The organism is Kribbella sp. NPDC006257, assembly GCF_040613535.1.
GTDB lineage: Bacteria > Actinomycetota > Actinomycetes > Propionibacteriales > Kribbellaceae > Kribbella.
The window spans coordinates 73,661-89,696 of the sequence record NZ_JBEXSJ010000004.1; the positions used below are offsets into that span (position 1 = coordinate 73,661).

Sequence of the window (16,036 nt, forward strand, 5' to 3'; positions counted from 1 at the left end):
CGATCTATGACTGGCCGCTCCCATGACAGGAGCGGATGCCAAGGAAAAGACTGCCGAAAATCCGCCCGAGACGTCGGGAGTTATCCACAGGCTGGGGTCCATCGGGTGCGCCCGCGCGACAACGGCCGCTGACTAGACGAGAATCGGTTCATGTACGAACGGCTGCGAGTGGACCGCTCGACCACGGTGGACCGGGTGGTCGACGCCTTGCGCGCCGCCCTGTTCGCAGGCGACCTGGAACCCGGTACGCCGTTGCGCGAGCAGCCGCTGGCCGAGGCGCTCGGCGTCGCGCGCAGTACGGTCCGGGAAGCGATGACGATGCTCGTCACCGAGGGACTCGCGGTCCGGGAGCCGAACAAGGGCGTCAGCGTCGCGATCCTGCACCCGGCCGCGGTCGCCGACATCTGCAAGGCGCGGTTCGTGCTGGAGTCGGCCGGCATCCGCGCCTGGTTCGACGCCGACGAGCTCGCCCGGGAGCGGGTCCGCGCCGCGATGCGCACCTTCGCCGCCACCGCGAAGGAAGGAGCCGACCCGGAGGCGATGACCGAGACGCACCTGGCGATCCACCGCAGCCTCGTCGCGCTCACCGGCAGCGCCCGCCTGATCGCCACCGCCGACTCCATCACCGGCGAAGCCCGCCTCGCCCTCGCCCGCGTCGACGCGCTGCGCCAGGACGCCAAACAACAGGTCGCCTCGCACCGCAAACTCGTCCGCCTCCTCGAAAAAGGTGACCTCGACGAGTGCGTAGAAGAACTCCGCCGCCACCTAGCCGGCGCCGAAGAGTCCCTCCTGGAAGCCATCACCACACCCCCGAACTAACTCCGGTACGCCGTACCCCCGTACCCCGCAGCCCGTACGTCGCCCCGGTCGCCCACCCGGCGCCCTCCTCCACTCACCGGATCGACTCGCGGCGCCGTCCTCCACTTGCCGGATCGACTCGCGGCGCCCTCCACTTGCCGGATCGATCAGCCTGTCCCGCCCCGACCACCCGGCTCGACTCGCCGCTTTTCCGCCACAAAACCAGCGAGTCGAGCCGGTAGGTCGAGCAAAACCAGCGAGTCGAGCCGGTAGGTGGGAATTCGATGGCGGGTCGGTCCGGCAGGTGGGCCCAGCTGATCCGGTGGGAGCGGGGCGGCGGGTTGTGGGGGTAAGTGGGGCGGGTGATCCGGTGGGGCGCGGGTGGCGAGTGGATGCGGGAGCTTGGTGTGGGGCGGTGAGCGAGGTGAGTACGTTCCGGCGAGCCCCGGGGGAAGCGCATCTGCTGCCTGACGAGCTCGATGGTTGCGGCGTGTCTGGGGCTGGGAGCGGTGGGGTGGACCGGTAGGTGGGAGGATCGGGGTATGAAGAACTTGGTGATCAAGTTGCTGGCCAATGCTGTGGCGTTGGCTGTTGCCAGTTGGGTTGTCAGCGGGATCACGCTGCAGGGGGCGACCACCGGGCGGCGGATCCTGACCCTGCTGATCGTGGCGGCGATCTTCGGCATCGTGAACGCGGTGGTGAAGCCGGTCGCGAAGCTGCTCTCGTTGCCGTTCATCATCCTGACCCTCGGGCTGCTGATCTTCGTGATCAACGCGTTGATGCTGCTGCTCACCTCATGGATCACCGGCAAACTGGACGTCCAGTTCCACGTCTCCGGGTTCGGCTCCGCGTTGCTCGGGTCGCTCGTGATCACCCTGGTCGGCATGCTGCTGAACACGCTGCTGCCGGAAGACGCCGAGCTGTAATAGCGGTGAGGCATGTAGAGGTCGTCTGCACCGGCAACATCTGCCGGTCGCCGATCGGCGAGGTGGTGCTGCGCGCCAAGCTCGCCGAGGCCGGGATCGACGACGTCGTGGTGACCAGTTCGGGAACGGACGGCTGGCACCAGGGCGACCCGATGGACCATCGCGCCGCGGCGGTGCTGGCCCGCAACGGGTACGACGGAAGCGCGCACCGGGCCCGCCGGTTCGAGGGTTTCGCCGACCACCACCTGGTGCTCGCGATGGACTCCGGTCACCTGGCGATCCTGCGCAAGCGGGGTGGCCGCGACCTCGTCGTACCGGTTGAGCTTTTTGCGGAGGCCGACGTACCGGATCCGTACTACGGCGACGAGGCCGGATTCGACCAGGTGCTCGCGCAGATCGAGAAGGCTGCCGACCGCTGGATCGAAAAGCTTTCGGAATAACGATACGGGGACGATAGGCCGCACCTGATTACCTGCTGGACGGAAGCAATCGTCAAGCAGTGAAAGGGAGTGCGTGCCCGTGCACCTCGGAAAGCTCGCCACAGCGGTCCTGCTGTCGACCGCAGTCGCCGGTCCAGCAGCAGCCACAACCCCAGCAATCCCCACGCCAGGAGCACAGACCGCGGGCGACCGCGTCTTCCCTGGCCTCGGCAACGGCGGGTACGACGTGCAGTCGTACAACGTTGCCTATGACTACCAACCCGGCAAGACGCAGATGGCCTCCTCCGTCGACATCGTTGCCCAGGCCAAGCAAACTCTCTCCAGCTTCAGCCTCGACGCGGTCGCCAAGCAGGTCAGCGAAGTCACCGTGAACGGCCTGCCAGCCACCTTCCAACTGGACAACGCCAAGGAGAAGTTGGTTGTCACTCCGAAGGTCCCGCTGCTCCACAACCTGCCGTTCCGCGTGCACATCGTCTTCGCCGCCGACCGCGCGCTCGAGCCGCACTCGCCGAACTTCCCGGAGCTGGATCACTTCGACCACTGGACCGACTGGGCCGGTGGCTTCGAGCTGATGGGCCAGCCGGACCGTTCGCACCTGTTCTTCCCGATGAACGACGTCCCCAGCGACAAGGCCCGGGTCAGCTTCAAAGTCACCGTTCCGAGCAACCTTCAAGCCGCCGCGAACGGCACCCTGCAAAGCAAGCAGACAAAGGGAAACCGCACCACGTACGTCTTCAGTACCCGCGATCCCATCCCCACCCACGTCGCCCAGCTCGCGGTCGGCCATCTCACCGAAATCAAGGGAAAAGGCCCGCACGGCCTTCCGCTCAGAAGCTACGTGGACAGCTCGAAGGCCAAAGCAGCAGGTCCTCGCGTAGGCCTCGTTCCCGACCAGCTGCGCTGGGTGGAGCACCAGCTCGGCAGCAAATACCCGTTCGAGACATACGGCGTACTAGGCGTCGGCGGCGTCACCGGTTACGCCCTGGAGAGCGCGACCCTCTCCATGTTCAACGTGGACTACCTCGCTCAGCCGAACACTCAAGACGTCGCCACGATGGTCCACGAGTTGATCCACCAGTACTTCGGCAACGCCGTCTCCGTTCGCACCTGGGACGACATGTGGATCAGCGAAGGCCACGCCAGCTACTACTCAGGTGTCTACCAAGCTGACAAGGGCTTGGTGAAGCTGGACGACTTCATGCACAACGCCTACAACTTCGAGGTGGAGAACCGCGCGACGTACGGACCGCCCGGTCGTCCGGCCGACACCCTCGAGGTCCTCGGCGGCACCAACGCCGGCGGGCTGCTGATGCTCAACGACGTCAATCACGTCGTCGGCGCGAAGAAGTTCCGCGAGATCGAGCACACGTTCTTCGAGCGCTACCGGAACAAGGCCGCGTCGACGCAGGACTACATCGACGTCGCGAACGAGGTCTCCGGCAAGGACCTGACCGCGCTCATCAAGAGCTGGATCTACGGCAAGACCACGCCGGTCCCCCTCGGCCACCCCGACTGGGCCCAGCCCGCACCACACCAGCGCTGAACCCGAGCGCCCGTAGTACAGGACGGAAGATCCCGTACTACGGGCGCAAGCGTCAGGCCTGGCCGATGTCGCTCAGTAGTGCGGTGAACCAGTCGACCGTCGGGTCGAACTCCTTGCCACCGGCGATCCGCGGGAACTCGATCGCGCGCAACTCGTCGCCGCGCTCCTCGTCGTGGCCGACCACGCCGCTCTCGCCGCGCAGGGCCGCGTCGACCGCGTAGTCCGTGCACTGCTTGATCAGTTCGAGGTCACGCTGGTTCGCGGCCGCCGACCGGCTGAAGTAGCCACTCTTCTGGACCATCGTCTTCTCGGCGCCGATCCGCTCCGCGAACTGCTTCGCGAACCAGGCACCGGGATTGATCGTGTCCAGCTTGACGTGCCCGAACGGGTCGCGCGGGACCTCCTCGCCGCGCGCCTCCAGCTCCGCCACGATCGACGGTACGCCGGCGCCCTCGGACAGGAAGATCGTGACACAGTCGTTCTCGTCCATCACCGCCTTCAGCCGCTCCGCCTCGGCATCGAGATCGATCGTTGCCTCCGGCACGTAAACGGCGTGCACGTCCCAGCTCTTCTCGTCCAGGCCGATCCCCGGGTTCCACTCCTGCTCCGCGAGCCACTTGCGGTACTCCGCGGCCGTTGCCGCCGTCAACCAACCGCAGTTGCGGCCCATCACCTCGTGGACGACGAGCATCCGCGGGTTCGAGCTGTGCTCGGCGATCACGTTGCGGGCGAACAGCGCGCCCTGCTCGGCCGCGGTCCAGGCGCCCAGGCTCTGCCGGATCGGGATCACGTCGTTGTCGATCGTCTTCGGCAGGCCGACCACGGTCAGGTCGTAGTCGTGCTCGTGCAGGTACGCCGCCAGGTCGGCCGCCGTCGTGTTGGTGTCGTCGCCGCCGATCGTGTGCAGTACGTCGACGCCGTCGGCCACCAGCCGCTCGGCCGCCACCTGCAGCGCGTTCTGGCCGTCGGCGATCAGGCCGCGCTTGACCAGGTCGGCGGTGTTGGTCAGCTTCACCCGGCTGTTGCCGATCGGGCTGCCGCCGAACTTGTGCAGCACCGACGCCTTCGCCCGCACCTCGGGCGTCACGTCGATGTGCCGGCCGCTCAGCAGGCCGTGGTACCCGTTCAGGTAGCCGATGATCTCGATGTCGGGCGCTACTTCGGAGTATCGCTCGATCAGTCCACCGACGGCGGACGACAGGCAGGGCGCGAGGCCACCGGCGGTGAGCAGGGCAACTCTGCGGACAGACTTGTCGGCAGCCATGGGCAGGTCCTTCCAGGGGTCGCTGAAGTCGCCCCCAGCCTAGTGATGGGGACCACTCGTGACAGTGGTTGGGCTCACTGTCCGGACGGCACCCGGCTCACAGACGACCCGGGTCAGTACGGCGGCAGCGGTACGTTGCGGGGCTCGACCGTGGTGGAGACGATGAACGAACTGGTCGTCTGGCCGTGCACGGTGAATTTGTCGAGCACTGTCTCGAGGTCGCCGATCGAGCCCACCTGCACGCGAAACAGGAAACAGTCCTCGCCGGAGATGCGGTGGCATTCGACCACCTCCGGCGTCCGGCCGGCCAGCTCGATGATCCTAGGATTCTGACCCGGACCCGGCCGCAGCCGGATCCACGCAGCCACCGGCAGCCCGAGCGCGGCAGGGTCGAGCTCGAGGCGGAAGCCACGGATCACCCCGGACTCTTCCAGCCGGGCAAGGCGCTCGCGGACGGTCGGCGCCGACACACCGAGCCGGCGGGCCAGTTCGGTGGTCCGCAACCGCGGGTCGTGCTGCAACTCGGCCAGCAGCCGGAGATTGATCTCATCCAGCTGCGGTTTCTCGATCCGCTGGTCAGGGCCAGTCAAAGCATTCATACCGGAAACCATCTGGCACCTCGCGCATTCATTTCGGCATGGAAGAGGCAAAGAACTCTTTCTAGCCTAGACGAGTGACCAGGACCGTCAAATCTCCTCAGAACCTGCCAGCGGCCGGAGCTGCCGCCGTGACCGTACTGCTCTGGGCGTCGGCCTTCGTGGCGATCCGGCACGTCGGCACCGAGTTCTCAGCCGGCGCGCTGGCACTGGCCCGCCTCCTGGTCGGCAGCCTCGCGCTCGGCATTCTTCTCCTCGTCCGGCGGCCTACCGGACCGGCCGTTCGCACCAGCCACTGGCCGGCCAAGCGGGACTGGCCGCAACTACTCGCCTGCGGCCTGCTCTGGTTCGGCGTCTACAACGTCGCCCTGAACGCCGCCGAGCGCCGCCTCGACGCCGGGACGGCAGCCATGATCGTCCACATCGCGCCGCTCCTGATCGCCGTACTGGCCGGGCTCACCCTCGGTGAAGGCTTCCCCCGGCAACTCGTCGTCGGCAGCCTGGTCGCGTTCGGCGGCATTCTGCTGATCGGTACGTCGACTTCGGCCGGCGGCGCGGAGCTCTGGGGAGTCGTCCTCTGCGTCATCGCCGCCGTCTCGTACGCCGTCGGCGTGGTCAGCCAGAAGCCGCTACTCGATCGCCTGCCGGCTGCAGAGGTCACCTGGCTCGCCTGCACCATCGGTGCCGTCGGTTGCTTGCCGTTCGCGCCTGCGCTCATCCACGAGTTGCCCAAGGCGAGCGCTGCGACGATCTGGTGGGTGGTCTACCTCGGTGCGGTTCCGACAGCGCTGGGCTTCAGCACGTGGGCTTTCGCCCTTCGCCGCACGACCGCGGGTCGGCTGGGCGCCACGACGTACCTGGTCCCGGTAGTCGCCATCGTCCTCGCCTGGGTACTTCTCGGCGAGCGGCCTGCGGCTCTTGCCCTTGCAGGGGGTGCGATCTGCCTCGTCGGCGTCAGCATCTCCCGCCGCCGGAGCCGGAGCGAACGTAGTACGGCGTTGGTCGACGCCTAGTTCGCCGTACTACGCAGGTGAGCGTGGATGCCGCCGTAGACCTCTGCGGTGGGCAGTAGGCGCTTGGGGACCTTGGTGACCACGCTGTAGTTGGCGTCGACCACATTGGCGAGCGGCACTTCGCTGATCTGACTCAGCAGCTGGTACGCATCCAGCTTGTCGAGACCATAGAGGTCACCGAGCCAGCCGACCATGTCGACCTGACCAGCACGCCATGCGTCCTCCAGCGGACGACTGGATCCCACCACAGCCAGGTAGTCGTCGTTCTCGATCCGGGGCCAGACCGGTCCAGGCGTCTTCAGCAGATCGATCACCAGTACTACGTTCATCGCGCCCTCGACCGCAGTACCGCAGGACTCGCCCTCGCCTTGCCGGTAGTGCCCGTCGCCGACAGAGAACAGCGCGCCTTCCACGTTGACCCGTAGATAGCAGGTGGCGCCCGCCTTCATCTCCGGCGTATCCATGTTGCCGCCGAACGTGTCCGGGACGAGCGACGAACGCACCTCTCCAGCTGCCGGAGCCACCCCGACGGTGCCGAGCATGGGCTCGATCGGGAGGGCGACTTCGAGATCACTCCCCTGTGCCCGGAAGCCGACAGTCTGCTTGGCGCTGTCGACCTCGTAGATCCAGGTGCGCTCCGGCAACGGGTCCTGCAACGTCGCAGTACGGTCCGTACTGGTGAGCCCACCGAAGTACGGGATGGTTGCTGAAGCACCCCAGCTCCGCGCCGGAGTCAGCTCAACGAAGTGGATCACCAGGGTGTCGCCCGGCTCGGCGCCCTCGACGTAGAACGGACCGGTCTGCGGGTTGACGAACGGCATCGTCAGCGAGGCGCTGGCGAGATCCGCCGTACTGCGGAGGCTGCCACAGAAGGCGTCCTCGGTCCACAGCCGCAGCATGGTTCCCGGCGTGACCCGTCGGACCGGGGCGACGCCGCCGAAGGTCCAGGCGAACTGCTCGGGCTGGGGGGAGAATTCGACGATGTCCACGCCGGAAAACTACGCCCGGTAGCGTTTGTTTCGCGACAGATCAGCGGGTTCTCAGCCGATTCTCAAATAGAGCGCATAGATTCGGTGGTCGGAGGTAGGCCGGATGGACCGGTCCGGCGAACGGAGCACGACATGCGGGTACTGGTGGTGGACGACGACCGGGCGGTCCGGGATTCGCTGCGCCGTTCGCTGGAGTTCAACGACTTCGAGGTGGTGACCGCCTCGGACGGCGCCGAGGCGCTCGCGGTGATCGGCAACGTCGAACCGGACGTGGTCGTGATGGACGTGATGATGCCGCGCCTCGACGGGCTGGAGACCACCAAGGCGCTCCGGGCCGCGGGCAACAACGTGCCGATCCTGGTGCTCACCGCGCGCGACGCGGTCGCCGACCGGGTGGACGGACTCGATGCCGGCGGCGACGACTACCTGACCAAGCCGTTCGCGCTGGAGGAGCTACTGGCCCGCCTGCGAGCGCTGCTGCGCCGCAGTACGACGCCTGGTGAGGGCGGCCCGCGCGGCGAGGTGCTGCAGTACGCCGACCTGGTGGTGGACGTGGACGCACACGAGGTGCACCGCGGCAACATCCCGATCCCGCTGACGCGCACCGAGTTCTCGCTGCTCGAACTGCTGATCCGCAACCCGCGCCGGGTGCTCGAACGCGCGGTGATCCTGGACGCGGTCTGGGGCTACGACTTCCCCACCACGGCGAACTCCCTCGAGGTCTACATCGGCTACCTCCGCCGCAAGACCGAGGTCGACAACCTCCCCCGCCTGATCCACACCGTCCGCGGCATCGGTTACGTCCTGAGAGACACCCCACCGTGACCACGCAACCCCCCGCCGACGACTTCCCCAGGTACGCCGGCCCCATCCCCCCACCGGAAGAGACCCTCGAAGTCGGCGGCCCCACCGACCGGTACGCCGTCCGCGCCCCCGACTCACCGCCCGCCGGCCGACCCACAACGGGCCCACGCCCGGCGAGCCCGGGTCAGGGTGCACCTGGTCAGGGTGTTCCCGGTCAAGGAACAGGTGAGCCGGCGAGCAATGGGACCGGGGCCAATCGGCTTGCGGCCGGCGTCACCCAGACCCAGGCTTGGTGGCAGGAGAAGCTGCACGACCTGAGCCTGCACGCTCGCGTCACCTTGCTCGCCGCCGTGGCCGTCGGTCTGGCGGTAGCGTTCGTGAGCGTCGCGGCCTATGCCACAGTCCGGCAACAGATGTACCGGAATCTCGACGACAGCCTGGAAGCTCGGGCGACTCAGGCCGCCAGCAAGGACGTGCTGACCAGACTCGTGAACGTGGAGAATGTCCCCCCGGATGCGCTGGGGCTCAGCGACATCCAGCTCGGGGTCTATACCGCGGGCGGGGCGAAGGTCGGCGGTGACGTCCTCCCGCCGATGGAAAAGCCTGAACTCTCCATCGCGCAACCTCAGGCGACCGGCGACTTCAGCCTCCGCACCGTTGGCGTTCGCGGCGGTCCGCACTACCGGGTGATCGCCGTCCACGCCAACTTCTGTTCGCTGAAGCAGGCGCAGTTCTGCACCGACGCGGACTACAACGTGCCGGGGGCGCTCGTGGTCGCGCAGTCGTTGACGCCGATCGACCGGACGTTGCACAACCTGGGGATCGTGTTGTGGGCCGTTGGGCTGCTCGGCGTGATCGGGGCGGCGTTGGCTGGGAACGCTATCGCGCAATCCGGGCTGCGGCCGTTGGCGCGGCTGACGGGTGAGGCGGAGCGGATTGCGCGGACCGAGGAGCTGAAACCGATCCCGGTCAGCGGTTCGGACGAGATCTCCCGGCTCGCGCTGGCGTTCAACGCGATGCTCACCGCACTGGCCAGATCGCAGGATCGGCAGCGGCGGTTGGTGGGTGATGCCGGGCATGAGCTGCGGACTCCGTTGACGAGTATCCGGACCAACCTCGACCTGCTTGCCCAAGCAGACAAGAAGGGTGGCCTCAAGGCCGAGGACCGTCAGCAACTGCTGGACGACGTACGCGCTCAGATGGATGAGCTGACCAACCTGATCGGGGATCTGACTGAGCTGGCTCGGGATACGCCGCAGGTTCGCAATGCCGAGTTGATCGAGCTGCAGAACGTGGTCGAGGACGCGGTCATCAAGGTGCGCCGCCGGGCTCAGTCCTTGGAGTGGGACGTTCAGCTGGAGCCGTTCCCGGTCTGGGGCGACGAGCGGTTGCTTGGACGGGCTGTGACGAACCTGCTGGACAACGCTGCGAAGTACAGTACGCCGGACGTGGCGGACCGTAGTACAGGCGATTCCGCGCCGGCAGGGCGCGTCAGTGTGCACCTGCGGGACGGCGTGCTCACTGTGACCGACAGCGGGCCGGGTATCTCCGAGGCAGACCTCCCGCACGTCTTCGAACGGTTCTACCGCTCCAGCGAAGCCCGCAGCCGCCCAGGCTCCGGGCTCGGCCTCGCCATCGTCAAACACGCGGCCGAGCAACACGGCGGCATGATCTACGCCCGCAATGCGCCGACCGGCGGAGCCCAGTTCACCCTGTGGCTCCCGCACGCCGCCACCCAGACCCGCTGACCACGCAGGCCTCCCGCCGTACTGAGGTGTGGAGAGCCTCACAGGGTCTTCAGGGGATCTTCATCGAGTTCTTCGGCTGCTCTGACGGGATCTTCAGGGCTCTCTCAGGTGGAGCCGCCAAGGTTTACCCATGACCGAGAACCAGCCGCACCAGCCGCAGAACCAGCCAGGGCAGGACGCCCCGGCGCAGGGTTCGACGTACGGGAACCAGCCGTCGTACGGCGGCTCGACTCCGCCGGAGCGCACCCAGCAGTTGCCGACGCAGGGCTACGGCCAGCATCAGCAACAGCAGTACGCGCCGCAGGGCGGGCAACCTCGGATCGGTCAGCACCCCTCAGGTGGGAGTGCTTACCCACAAGGCGGGCAGTTCGGGACGGCCGGGACGCATCAGGGGACGTCACCGGGCCCGAGCTGGCCGTTCGGCCCGCAGCCGGCCCAGTCGGAGCCCCCGAAGCCCAAGCGGCGCGGTCTGGCTCTGGTGGCAGCCACCGCGCTGTTGGTCGGCACCGCGGGCGGTGTGGGTGGCGCGGCGGTCTACTCGGCGACCAACGACTCGTCCAACGGCTCGCCGTCGGTGACGGCACCGCTGAACGGCAGCCAGGCCGCACCGGTCTCCGCGCCGGACGGTTCGGTCCAGGCAGCGGCCGCGAAGGTGCTGCCGAGTGTGGTGAAGATCGGGGTCGCCACCTCGCAGGGCGCGGCCACCGGTTCGGGCATCGTGATCAGCCAGGACGGGCTGATCGTCACCAACAACCACGTCGTCGCCGGAGCCGGCAACGGCGGCAAGATCTCGGTGAACCTGAGCGACGGCCGGACCGTTCCGGCCACCATCGTCGGCACCGACCCACTGACCGACCTGGCCGTGATCCGGGCCGACGCGAAGGACCTGAAGCCCGCGGTACTGGGCAAGAGCGGGAACCTCGGTGTCGGGCAGGGTGTGGTCGCGATCGGTTCGCCGTTCGGGCTGGAGGAGACCGTGACCAGCGGGATCGTCTCCGCGCTCAACCGGCCGGTCACCTCGGGCAGTGAGGACCAGGACAGCACGACAGTCTTCCCAGCAATCCAGACAGACGCCGCCATCAACCCCGGAAACTCCGGCGGCGCACTGATCGACCTCGCCGGCCAGGTGGTCGGAATCAACTCCGCGATCAAAACCGCCGGCGGATCGGGACAATCCGAAGGCGGCAATATCGGCCTGGGCTTCGCAATCCCGATCGACCAGGCCAAGCCGATCATCGACGAGCTGGTGGCCAAGGGCAAGGCCACGCATGCACGGCTCGGCGTACAGGTCGGCGACGCGCAGTCTTCCGACGGGCTCCTGCAGGGAGCGACCCTCGGCGAGGTGACGGCGGGCGGTGCGGCGGACAAAGCCGGTCTGCAGAAGGGCGACATCGTCACTTCTGTCGACGGCAAGGCGATCGCGTCAGGGGACGCGTTGGTCGCCGCAGTCCGTTCGCACCGCCCCAACGACGAGGTGAGCATCACCTTCACCCGGGCCGGCAAATCCCAAACCGTCAAAGCCACCCTGGGCTCCGACAACGGCAACCCCACCGGCTGAAGACTTCCTTTCCGCCCAAGACCAGGACCGCGACTGCCCACCGAGCAGCCGCGGTCCTGTTTTCGTGGGCCTTTCACAGCCTGCAAGCCTCGTCAGATTCAGATAGAGACCTGTTTCGGTGTGATCCCGGCAGGAGATATACGACAGGTAGGTCTCCGCCATGGGAAGCGCGGGCCAGTTCGACCGAGACGGGGCCTTGGGGGGTGGGGATGCCGCGGAACTCCGTGCCCTGCCAGCTGGCGGTGCGTACGCCGTACAGGACTACCAGGTCGCCCTCCGCGATGACGTGTTGTTCGGACCAGCGCTGGTCGGGTTGCATCCGGAGGGAGAAGGCGACGCACCGGCGGCGTTGCACCGGGGTCTCACGGTTCTTACTTGAAGCGGCCGAGGAAGTTTTGGAGGATCGGGCCGGCTGCGTGCCCGCCGGAGGTGCCGCCTTCGACGATGACCGCGAACGCCACGTCGCCGCGGTAGCCGACCATCCAGCCGTTGGTGATCACCTTGCCGTTCGAGACGACCTCAGCGGTACCGGTCTTGGCCGAGACCGCGCCGTTGCCGGCCAGGATCTTCCCGGTGCCGTTCACGACCGTACTGCGGAGCATCGCACGCAGAGCGTTGGTCGTTGCCGGCGGCAACGGAGCTGCCGCGGCGCCGGCCGGGTCCTTGCCGGGGACGAGCACGGGCTTCATCGCCGTACCGTTCTTGACCGCGGCGGCGACCAGTGCCATCCCCAGCGGGCTCGCGGTGACGGTGCCCTGACCGATCATCGAGGCCGCCTCGGCGACGGCATCTTTCGGCGCCGGCACCTCACCGCCGTACGCCGGGATGGAGACCTTCAGCTCCTGACCGAGGCCGAACATCGCCGCCGCCTTGGTCATCCCGTCGGCGGGCAGCTTGCCGTGCTGGGAGATGAAGGCGGTGTTGCAGGAGACGTTGAACGCCTTCTCCATGGTGCCGTTGCCGTACGACGCGAGCGCATCGTAGTTCTTGAAGGTCTTGCCGAAGACGTTGATCGTGTTCGAGCACGGCAGGACCGTGTCCTTGGTCTCGCCGACGCCCAGCAGGGCGGCCGAGGTGACGATCTTGAAGGTCGAACCGGGCGCGTAGTGACCCTGGAACGCGCGGTTGTAGTTCGTGGCGGTCGGGCCGTTCGCCGCGGCCAGGATCTGACCGGTGGACGGCTGGATCGCGACCAGCGAGGCGGGCAGCTTGCTCGTCGCCAGGGCGGCTTCGGCGAAGCGCTGCAGGTTCGTGTCGAGCGTGGTCTTCACCGCGGCACCGGGCTTGCCGGTCTGCTTGAAGACCTCCTTGATCGCCATCTTGGTCTTGCCGTCCCGCAGCGTCACGGTTCCGCCCGGCGTACCGGCGAGTTGCTGCTGGTAGGCGTACTGGAGACCGGTGGTGCCGACCTGGTCGGCGCTGGACGCCGTCGGGCCCGCGTTCTTCAGGGTCTCCGCGGTCGCCGTCTTCATCGTGCCGATCACGGACCGGGCGAAGGTGGGGCTCTCCGGCAGCGACGCGGTGCCGCCCATCGTCAGTACGCCGGGCAGCTTGCCGACCGTGTTGCGCAGCTTGTCCCAGTCCTCGGCGCGCAGCGTGATCGCGTCGACGAACTGACCGGGCGGCAACGCCTTGGCCCGCTTCCACAGCTTGGCGCCGTCGACGTCGAGGTTCTTGGTGAAGGCCGCGTACGTCGCCGCGGTGGCCACGTTGCCGGAGGCAACACCGACGATGACGACCGGCCGGTTCGAGGTCAGCGGCTTGCCGGTGCGGTCGAGGATCGAGCCGCGGGCCGGGACCGTCCGGACCCGCTTCAGGTAGTTGGCGTCGCCGAGACCGGGGTAGATCGTGTCGCCGGACGCCTTGATCTTCCAGGCATCACCGGTCTTCACGGCGGTCGCGGTGCTGGTCCACTTCATGGTGCCGATACCCCGGAGTACGGCCTCGACGGCCAGGTCCTGGGTGCAGTTGCTGCCGTCGGAGCAATTCGGGTCGCCCTGTGGCGTGACCGTCACGGACTGTGCGACCAGCGCCGTGTCGACGCTGTCCAGCCGTGGACCGAAGGTGGTCGGCGCATCGGTGAGCGCGGCGGCCTCGTCCGGCTTGCCGTCCGGCGCCCACGCCTTGACCCAGGCAGCGGCGAACGCCTTGACGGCGGCCGCGGAGGCCTGCTTCTCGTTGTTGGGATCAGGTTTTCCGTCGCTACCCGACTTGCTGTCGGAACAGCCGGCGGTGACCAGGACGGCACTCAGGCAGACGATCGCAGCAGTTCGCTTCACGCTCTCAACTCTCGCACGGCAACGGGTACACACTGAGAAGAAGTGACCAGCGTGCCATGCAAAGAAAAATGATCAGCCGAGCTGGATGACTGCGAAGCGGGCGCCTTCGGGGTCGTTGAGGACGGCCAAGCGGCCGAAATCGGTGTCCAGCAGGTCGCCCTGGAGCGCACCTCCGTTGCCGACGACCTGGTTGACCGTGGCGTCGACGCCGGCCGTCGCGAAGTACGGAAGCCAGTGCGCTGGCGTCTCGGGCGGCATGCTCGGGTGCAGCTCGCCCGTCCCGGCGACCGGGCGGTCATCGGCGTACAGGGCCGCGTACTGCGTGTCGTACCCGCCGACCTCCTCCGACCGGTAGTCGAACACGCTCGTGTAGAACTTCTTGGCGACCTCGTGATCGCGGCTGAGCGCCTCACTCCAGACCAGTGAACCGGGTGTCGCCCGGCGCTCGGCACCGACATGATCGGCAGCCTGCCAGAGTCCGAAAAGCGCGCCGTTCGGATCGGCCGCGATCGCCATCCGGCCCTGCGCGGCGATGTCGCACGGCTCGAGGACCTCGCGGCCACCTCCAGCCCGTACGGCGGCCAGCGTGTGCTCCACCTGGTCGGTGGCGAGGTAGGTGGTCCACCGGCTCGGCAGGCGCTCGGTCCCCGGCTGCTTCGGGCCGATCCCGCCGACGTCCTCGCCGTCGAGGCTGCAGACGAAGTACTCCGGCGAACTCCGGTGCTCGGTGGCCCAGCCGAACAGGCCGGCGTAGAACTCCGCAGCTGCGACCGGGTCGTCCGCGGCGAGGTCGACCCAGTTAGGCGTACCGGGTGGCCAGGGACTGTTCCGCTCGACCATCAACCCTCCGGGAAGTCGTTTACCAAGCCGCCCGCAACCCTGCCAGGGACGATCGGCCACGTCGAGACGATCGCGGAGTGATCGAATAACGGTTCGATCACTCCCCGGGCGTATCCTGCTGCGTTGTGACCCGCCTAGCACTGCACAGCCGGCTGATCCCCGGTACCGAAGAGGCCTACGAACGCGAGCACGCCAGAGTCTGGCCCGAGCTGATCACGGTGATGAACCGGGTCGGCATTCGCGACTGGAGCATCTGGCGCAGCGGCCGGGACCTGTTCCATCTCGTCGACTGCGACGATTACCCGGCCGCCGTCGCCCAGCTCGCCAACGACCCGGTCGACCGGCGCTGGCAGATCCACATGAGCCAGTTCGTGGAGTCCTTCGCCCAGAACGAGGACGGCACCCATCCGCTGAACCACGTCTGGACGATGTCCGAGCAGAAGGACTAGGGGCGCATCTCCCAGACGAGGAGTTCGGCGCCGGCCGGGCCGGCGGTTACCCGCGGCCCATCGGCGGCGATCAGGCGGGCGGCGTCCGACGTACCGAGGTCACCGGCGCCCTCGAGGGTGATGGTGCCCAGGGCCACGAAGAGGTGGACGTAAGGAGCGGTGGGCAACTGGACCTCGGCGCCGGCGGGCAGGCGGGCGGCGTACAGGCCTGCGCCTCGCTGGTTGATGCGGATGGCGCTCGTCGACGCATGCTTGGGAAGACCCGAGGCGATGGGCACGAGCTCGCCGGTGGACAAGGCGTCGTCGACCTCCGCCTGCTGGTACGACGGTTGTAGGTCGACCTCGTCCGGCCGGACCCACATCTGGACGTAGCGGACCGGTTCGCCCGCGTCGTTCTTCTCGGAATGCTGGATCCCGCTGCCGGCACTCATTCGCTGGGCGAGGCCGGGGTAGACGACGCCGTGGTGGCCCTCGGAATCCTGGTGGACGAGAGCGCCGCGTAGTACCCAGGTGACGATCTCCAGGTCCTGATGGGGATGCGTGTCGAATCCGGTGCCGGGGGCAACTACTTCGTCGTTGTGCACGAGCAGCAGGCCGAACCCGACGTTGGCGGGATCGTAGTACGGGCCGAAGGAGAACGAATGGTGCGAGTCGAGCCATTCGCTCTCGGTCCGGAACCTGTCGGCAGCCCGCCGGATGTCCACACTCATGCGCACCAGTCTGACCGCTCCGTCGCGAGGCGGGTTTCCGACATGTCGTGGCGGCGGTCGTGGTGTGGGCCCTACCGTT

Annotated in this window: 15 protein-coding genes; 9 read left to right on the top strand and 6 right to left on the bottom strand. The window is 67.6% G+C overall.

Going from position 1 to position 16,036, the window contains the following annotated elements; translation table 11 throughout:
• Nucleotides 1-150: 150 nt before the first annotated feature.
• The 4 genes from ABZ004_RS06415 (at nt 151) to ABZ004_RS06430 (ending at nt 3,707) form a co-directional block, all read left to right on the top strand.
• Nucleotides 151-819: a GntR family transcriptional regulator gene (locus ABZ004_RS06415; protein WP_355678727.1), complete on the top strand. Its 669-nt coding sequence runs from the start codon at nt 151-153 to the stop codon at nt 817-819.
• A gap of 521 nt (nt 820-1,340) precedes the next feature.
• Entirely contained in the window at nt 1,341-1,724 is a 384-nt protein-coding gene (locus tag ABZ004_RS06420) for a phage holin family protein (protein ID WP_355678728.1), read from the top strand.
• Between the two features lie 5 nt (nt 1,725-1,729).
• Nucleotides 1,730-2,164, top strand: a complete 435-nt coding sequence (locus tag ABZ004_RS06425; RefSeq protein ID WP_355678729.1) for a low molecular weight protein-tyrosine-phosphatase — start codon at nt 1,730-1,732, stop codon at nt 2,162-2,164.
• A 79-nt stretch (nt 2,165-2,243) separates the two neighbouring features.
• Complete coding sequence (locus ABZ004_RS06430) at nt 2,244-3,707, top strand: M1 family metallopeptidase (RefSeq protein WP_355678730.1); 1,464 nt, start codon at nt 2,244-2,246, stop codon at nt 3,705-3,707.
• A 52-nt stretch (nt 3,708-3,759) separates the two neighbouring features.
• On the opposite strand, the gene ABZ004_RS06435 is transcribed toward ABZ004_RS06430, so the two are convergent.
• Together ABZ004_RS06435 and ABZ004_RS06440 are read right to left on the bottom strand one after the other, a co-directional pair.
• A complete protein-coding gene (locus ABZ004_RS06435) occupies nt 3,760-4,971 on the bottom strand; it encodes a pyrophosphate--fructose-6-phosphate 1-phosphotransferase (protein ID WP_355678731.1) in 1,212 nt (403 codons plus the stop codon).
• A 113-nt stretch (nt 4,972-5,084) separates the two neighbouring features.
• Complete coding sequence (locus ABZ004_RS06440) at nt 5,085-5,570, bottom strand: Lrp/AsnC family transcriptional regulator (RefSeq protein WP_355678732.1); 486 nt, start codon at nt 5,568-5,570, stop codon at nt 5,085-5,087.
• 74 nt (nt 5,571-5,644) lie between these two features.
• Between ABZ004_RS06440 and ABZ004_RS06445 the strand changes: the two genes are divergently transcribed.
• On the top strand, nt 5,645-6,580 hold the full coding sequence (locus ABZ004_RS06445; protein ID WP_355678733.1) for a DMT family transporter: 936 nt from the start codon (nt 5,645-5,647) through the stop codon (nt 6,578-6,580).
• On the opposite strand, the gene ABZ004_RS06450 is transcribed toward ABZ004_RS06445, so the two are convergent.
• On the bottom strand, nt 6,577-7,569 hold the full coding sequence (locus ABZ004_RS06450) for an acetamidase/formamidase family protein (RefSeq protein WP_355678734.1): 993 nt from the start codon (nt 7,567-7,569) through the stop codon (nt 6,577-6,579). The genes ABZ004_RS06445 and ABZ004_RS06450 overlap by 4 nt on opposite strands.
• A gap of 132 nt (nt 7,570-7,701) precedes the next feature.
• Between ABZ004_RS06450 and ABZ004_RS06455 the strand changes: the two genes are divergently transcribed.
• From ABZ004_RS06455 to ABZ004_RS06465, 3 genes are all read left to right on the top strand, one after another.
• A complete protein-coding gene (locus tag ABZ004_RS06455) occupies nt 7,702-8,394 on the top strand; it encodes a response regulator transcription factor (RefSeq protein WP_133980052.1) in 693 nt (230 codons plus the stop codon).
• Nucleotides 8,391-10,121 carry an ATP-binding protein gene (locus tag ABZ004_RS06460; protein WP_355678735.1) on the top strand — a complete coding sequence of 577 codons (1,731 nt, stop codon included), beginning with the start codon at nt 8,391-8,393 and terminating at the stop codon, nt 10,119-10,121. The genes ABZ004_RS06455 and ABZ004_RS06460 overlap by 4 nt, the downstream gene beginning before the upstream one ends.
• Nucleotides 10,122-10,251: 130 nt before the next feature.
• A complete protein-coding gene (locus ABZ004_RS06465) occupies nt 10,252-11,679 on the top strand; it encodes a trypsin-like peptidase domain-containing protein (protein WP_355678736.1) in 1,428 nt (475 codons plus the stop codon).
• A 371-nt stretch (nt 11,680-12,050) separates the two neighbouring features.
• Here ABZ004_RS06465 and ABZ004_RS06470 read toward each other — a convergent pair whose 3' ends face one another.
• Nucleotides 12,051-13,958, bottom strand: coding sequence for a penicillin-binding transpeptidase domain-containing protein (locus ABZ004_RS06470; protein ID WP_355678737.1), 1,908 nt, complete (start codon nt 13,956-13,958; stop codon nt 12,051-12,053).
• 72 nt (nt 13,959-14,030) lie between these two features.
• A complete protein-coding gene (locus ABZ004_RS06475) occupies nt 14,031-14,798 on the bottom strand; it encodes a VOC family protein (RefSeq protein ID WP_355678738.1) in 768 nt (255 codons plus the stop codon).
• 125 nt (nt 14,799-14,923) lie between these two features.
• Here ABZ004_RS06475 and ABZ004_RS06480 point away from each other — a divergent pair, with 125 nt between their 5' ends.
• Nucleotides 14,924-15,247: an L-rhamnose mutarotase gene (locus tag ABZ004_RS06480; RefSeq protein WP_355678739.1), complete on the top strand. Its 324-nt coding sequence runs from the start codon at nt 14,924-14,926 to the stop codon at nt 15,245-15,247.
• Here ABZ004_RS06480 and ABZ004_RS06485 read toward each other — a convergent pair.
• A complete protein-coding gene (locus ABZ004_RS06485; RefSeq protein WP_355678740.1) occupies nt 15,244-15,957 on the bottom strand; it encodes a pirin family protein in 714 nt (237 codons plus the stop codon). The two genes, ABZ004_RS06480 and ABZ004_RS06485, sit on opposite strands and share 4 nt — an antisense overlap.
• Nucleotides 15,958-16,036: the final 79 nt, after the last annotated feature.

Excerpts from the sequence above, each read along its gene's own strand:
- ABZ004_RS06465 (WP_355678736.1), top strand. The coding sequence starts at position 10,252 with ATGACCGAGAACCAGCCGCACCAGCCGCAGAACCAGCCAGGGCAGGAC.
- ABZ004_RS06455 (WP_133980052.1), top strand. The coding sequence starts at position 7,702 with ATGCGGGTACTGGTGGTGGACGACGACCGGGCGGTCCGGGATTCGCTG.
- ABZ004_RS06485 (WP_355678740.1), bottom strand. The coding sequence starts at position 15,957 with ATGAGTGTGGACATCCGGCGGGCTGCCGACAGGTTCCGGACCGAGAGC.
- ABZ004_RS06440 (WP_355678732.1), bottom strand. The coding sequence starts at position 5,570 with ATGAATGCTTTGACTGGCCCTGACCAGCGGATCGAGAAACCGCAGCTG.
- ABZ004_RS06415 (WP_355678727.1), top strand. The coding sequence starts at position 151 with ATGTACGAACGGCTGCGAGTGGACCGCTCGACCACGGTGGACCGGGTG.
- ABZ004_RS06475 (WP_355678738.1), bottom strand. The coding sequence starts at position 14,798 with ATGGTCGAGCGGAACAGTCCCTGGCCACCCGGTACGCCTAACTGGGTC.
- ABZ004_RS06420 (WP_355678728.1), top strand. The coding sequence starts at position 1,341 with ATGAAGAACTTGGTGATCAAGTTGCTGGCCAATGCTGTGGCGTTGGCT.
- ABZ004_RS06435 (WP_355678731.1), bottom strand. The coding sequence starts at position 4,971 with ATGGCTGCCGACAAGTCTGTCCGCAGAGTTGCCCTGCTCACCGCCGGT.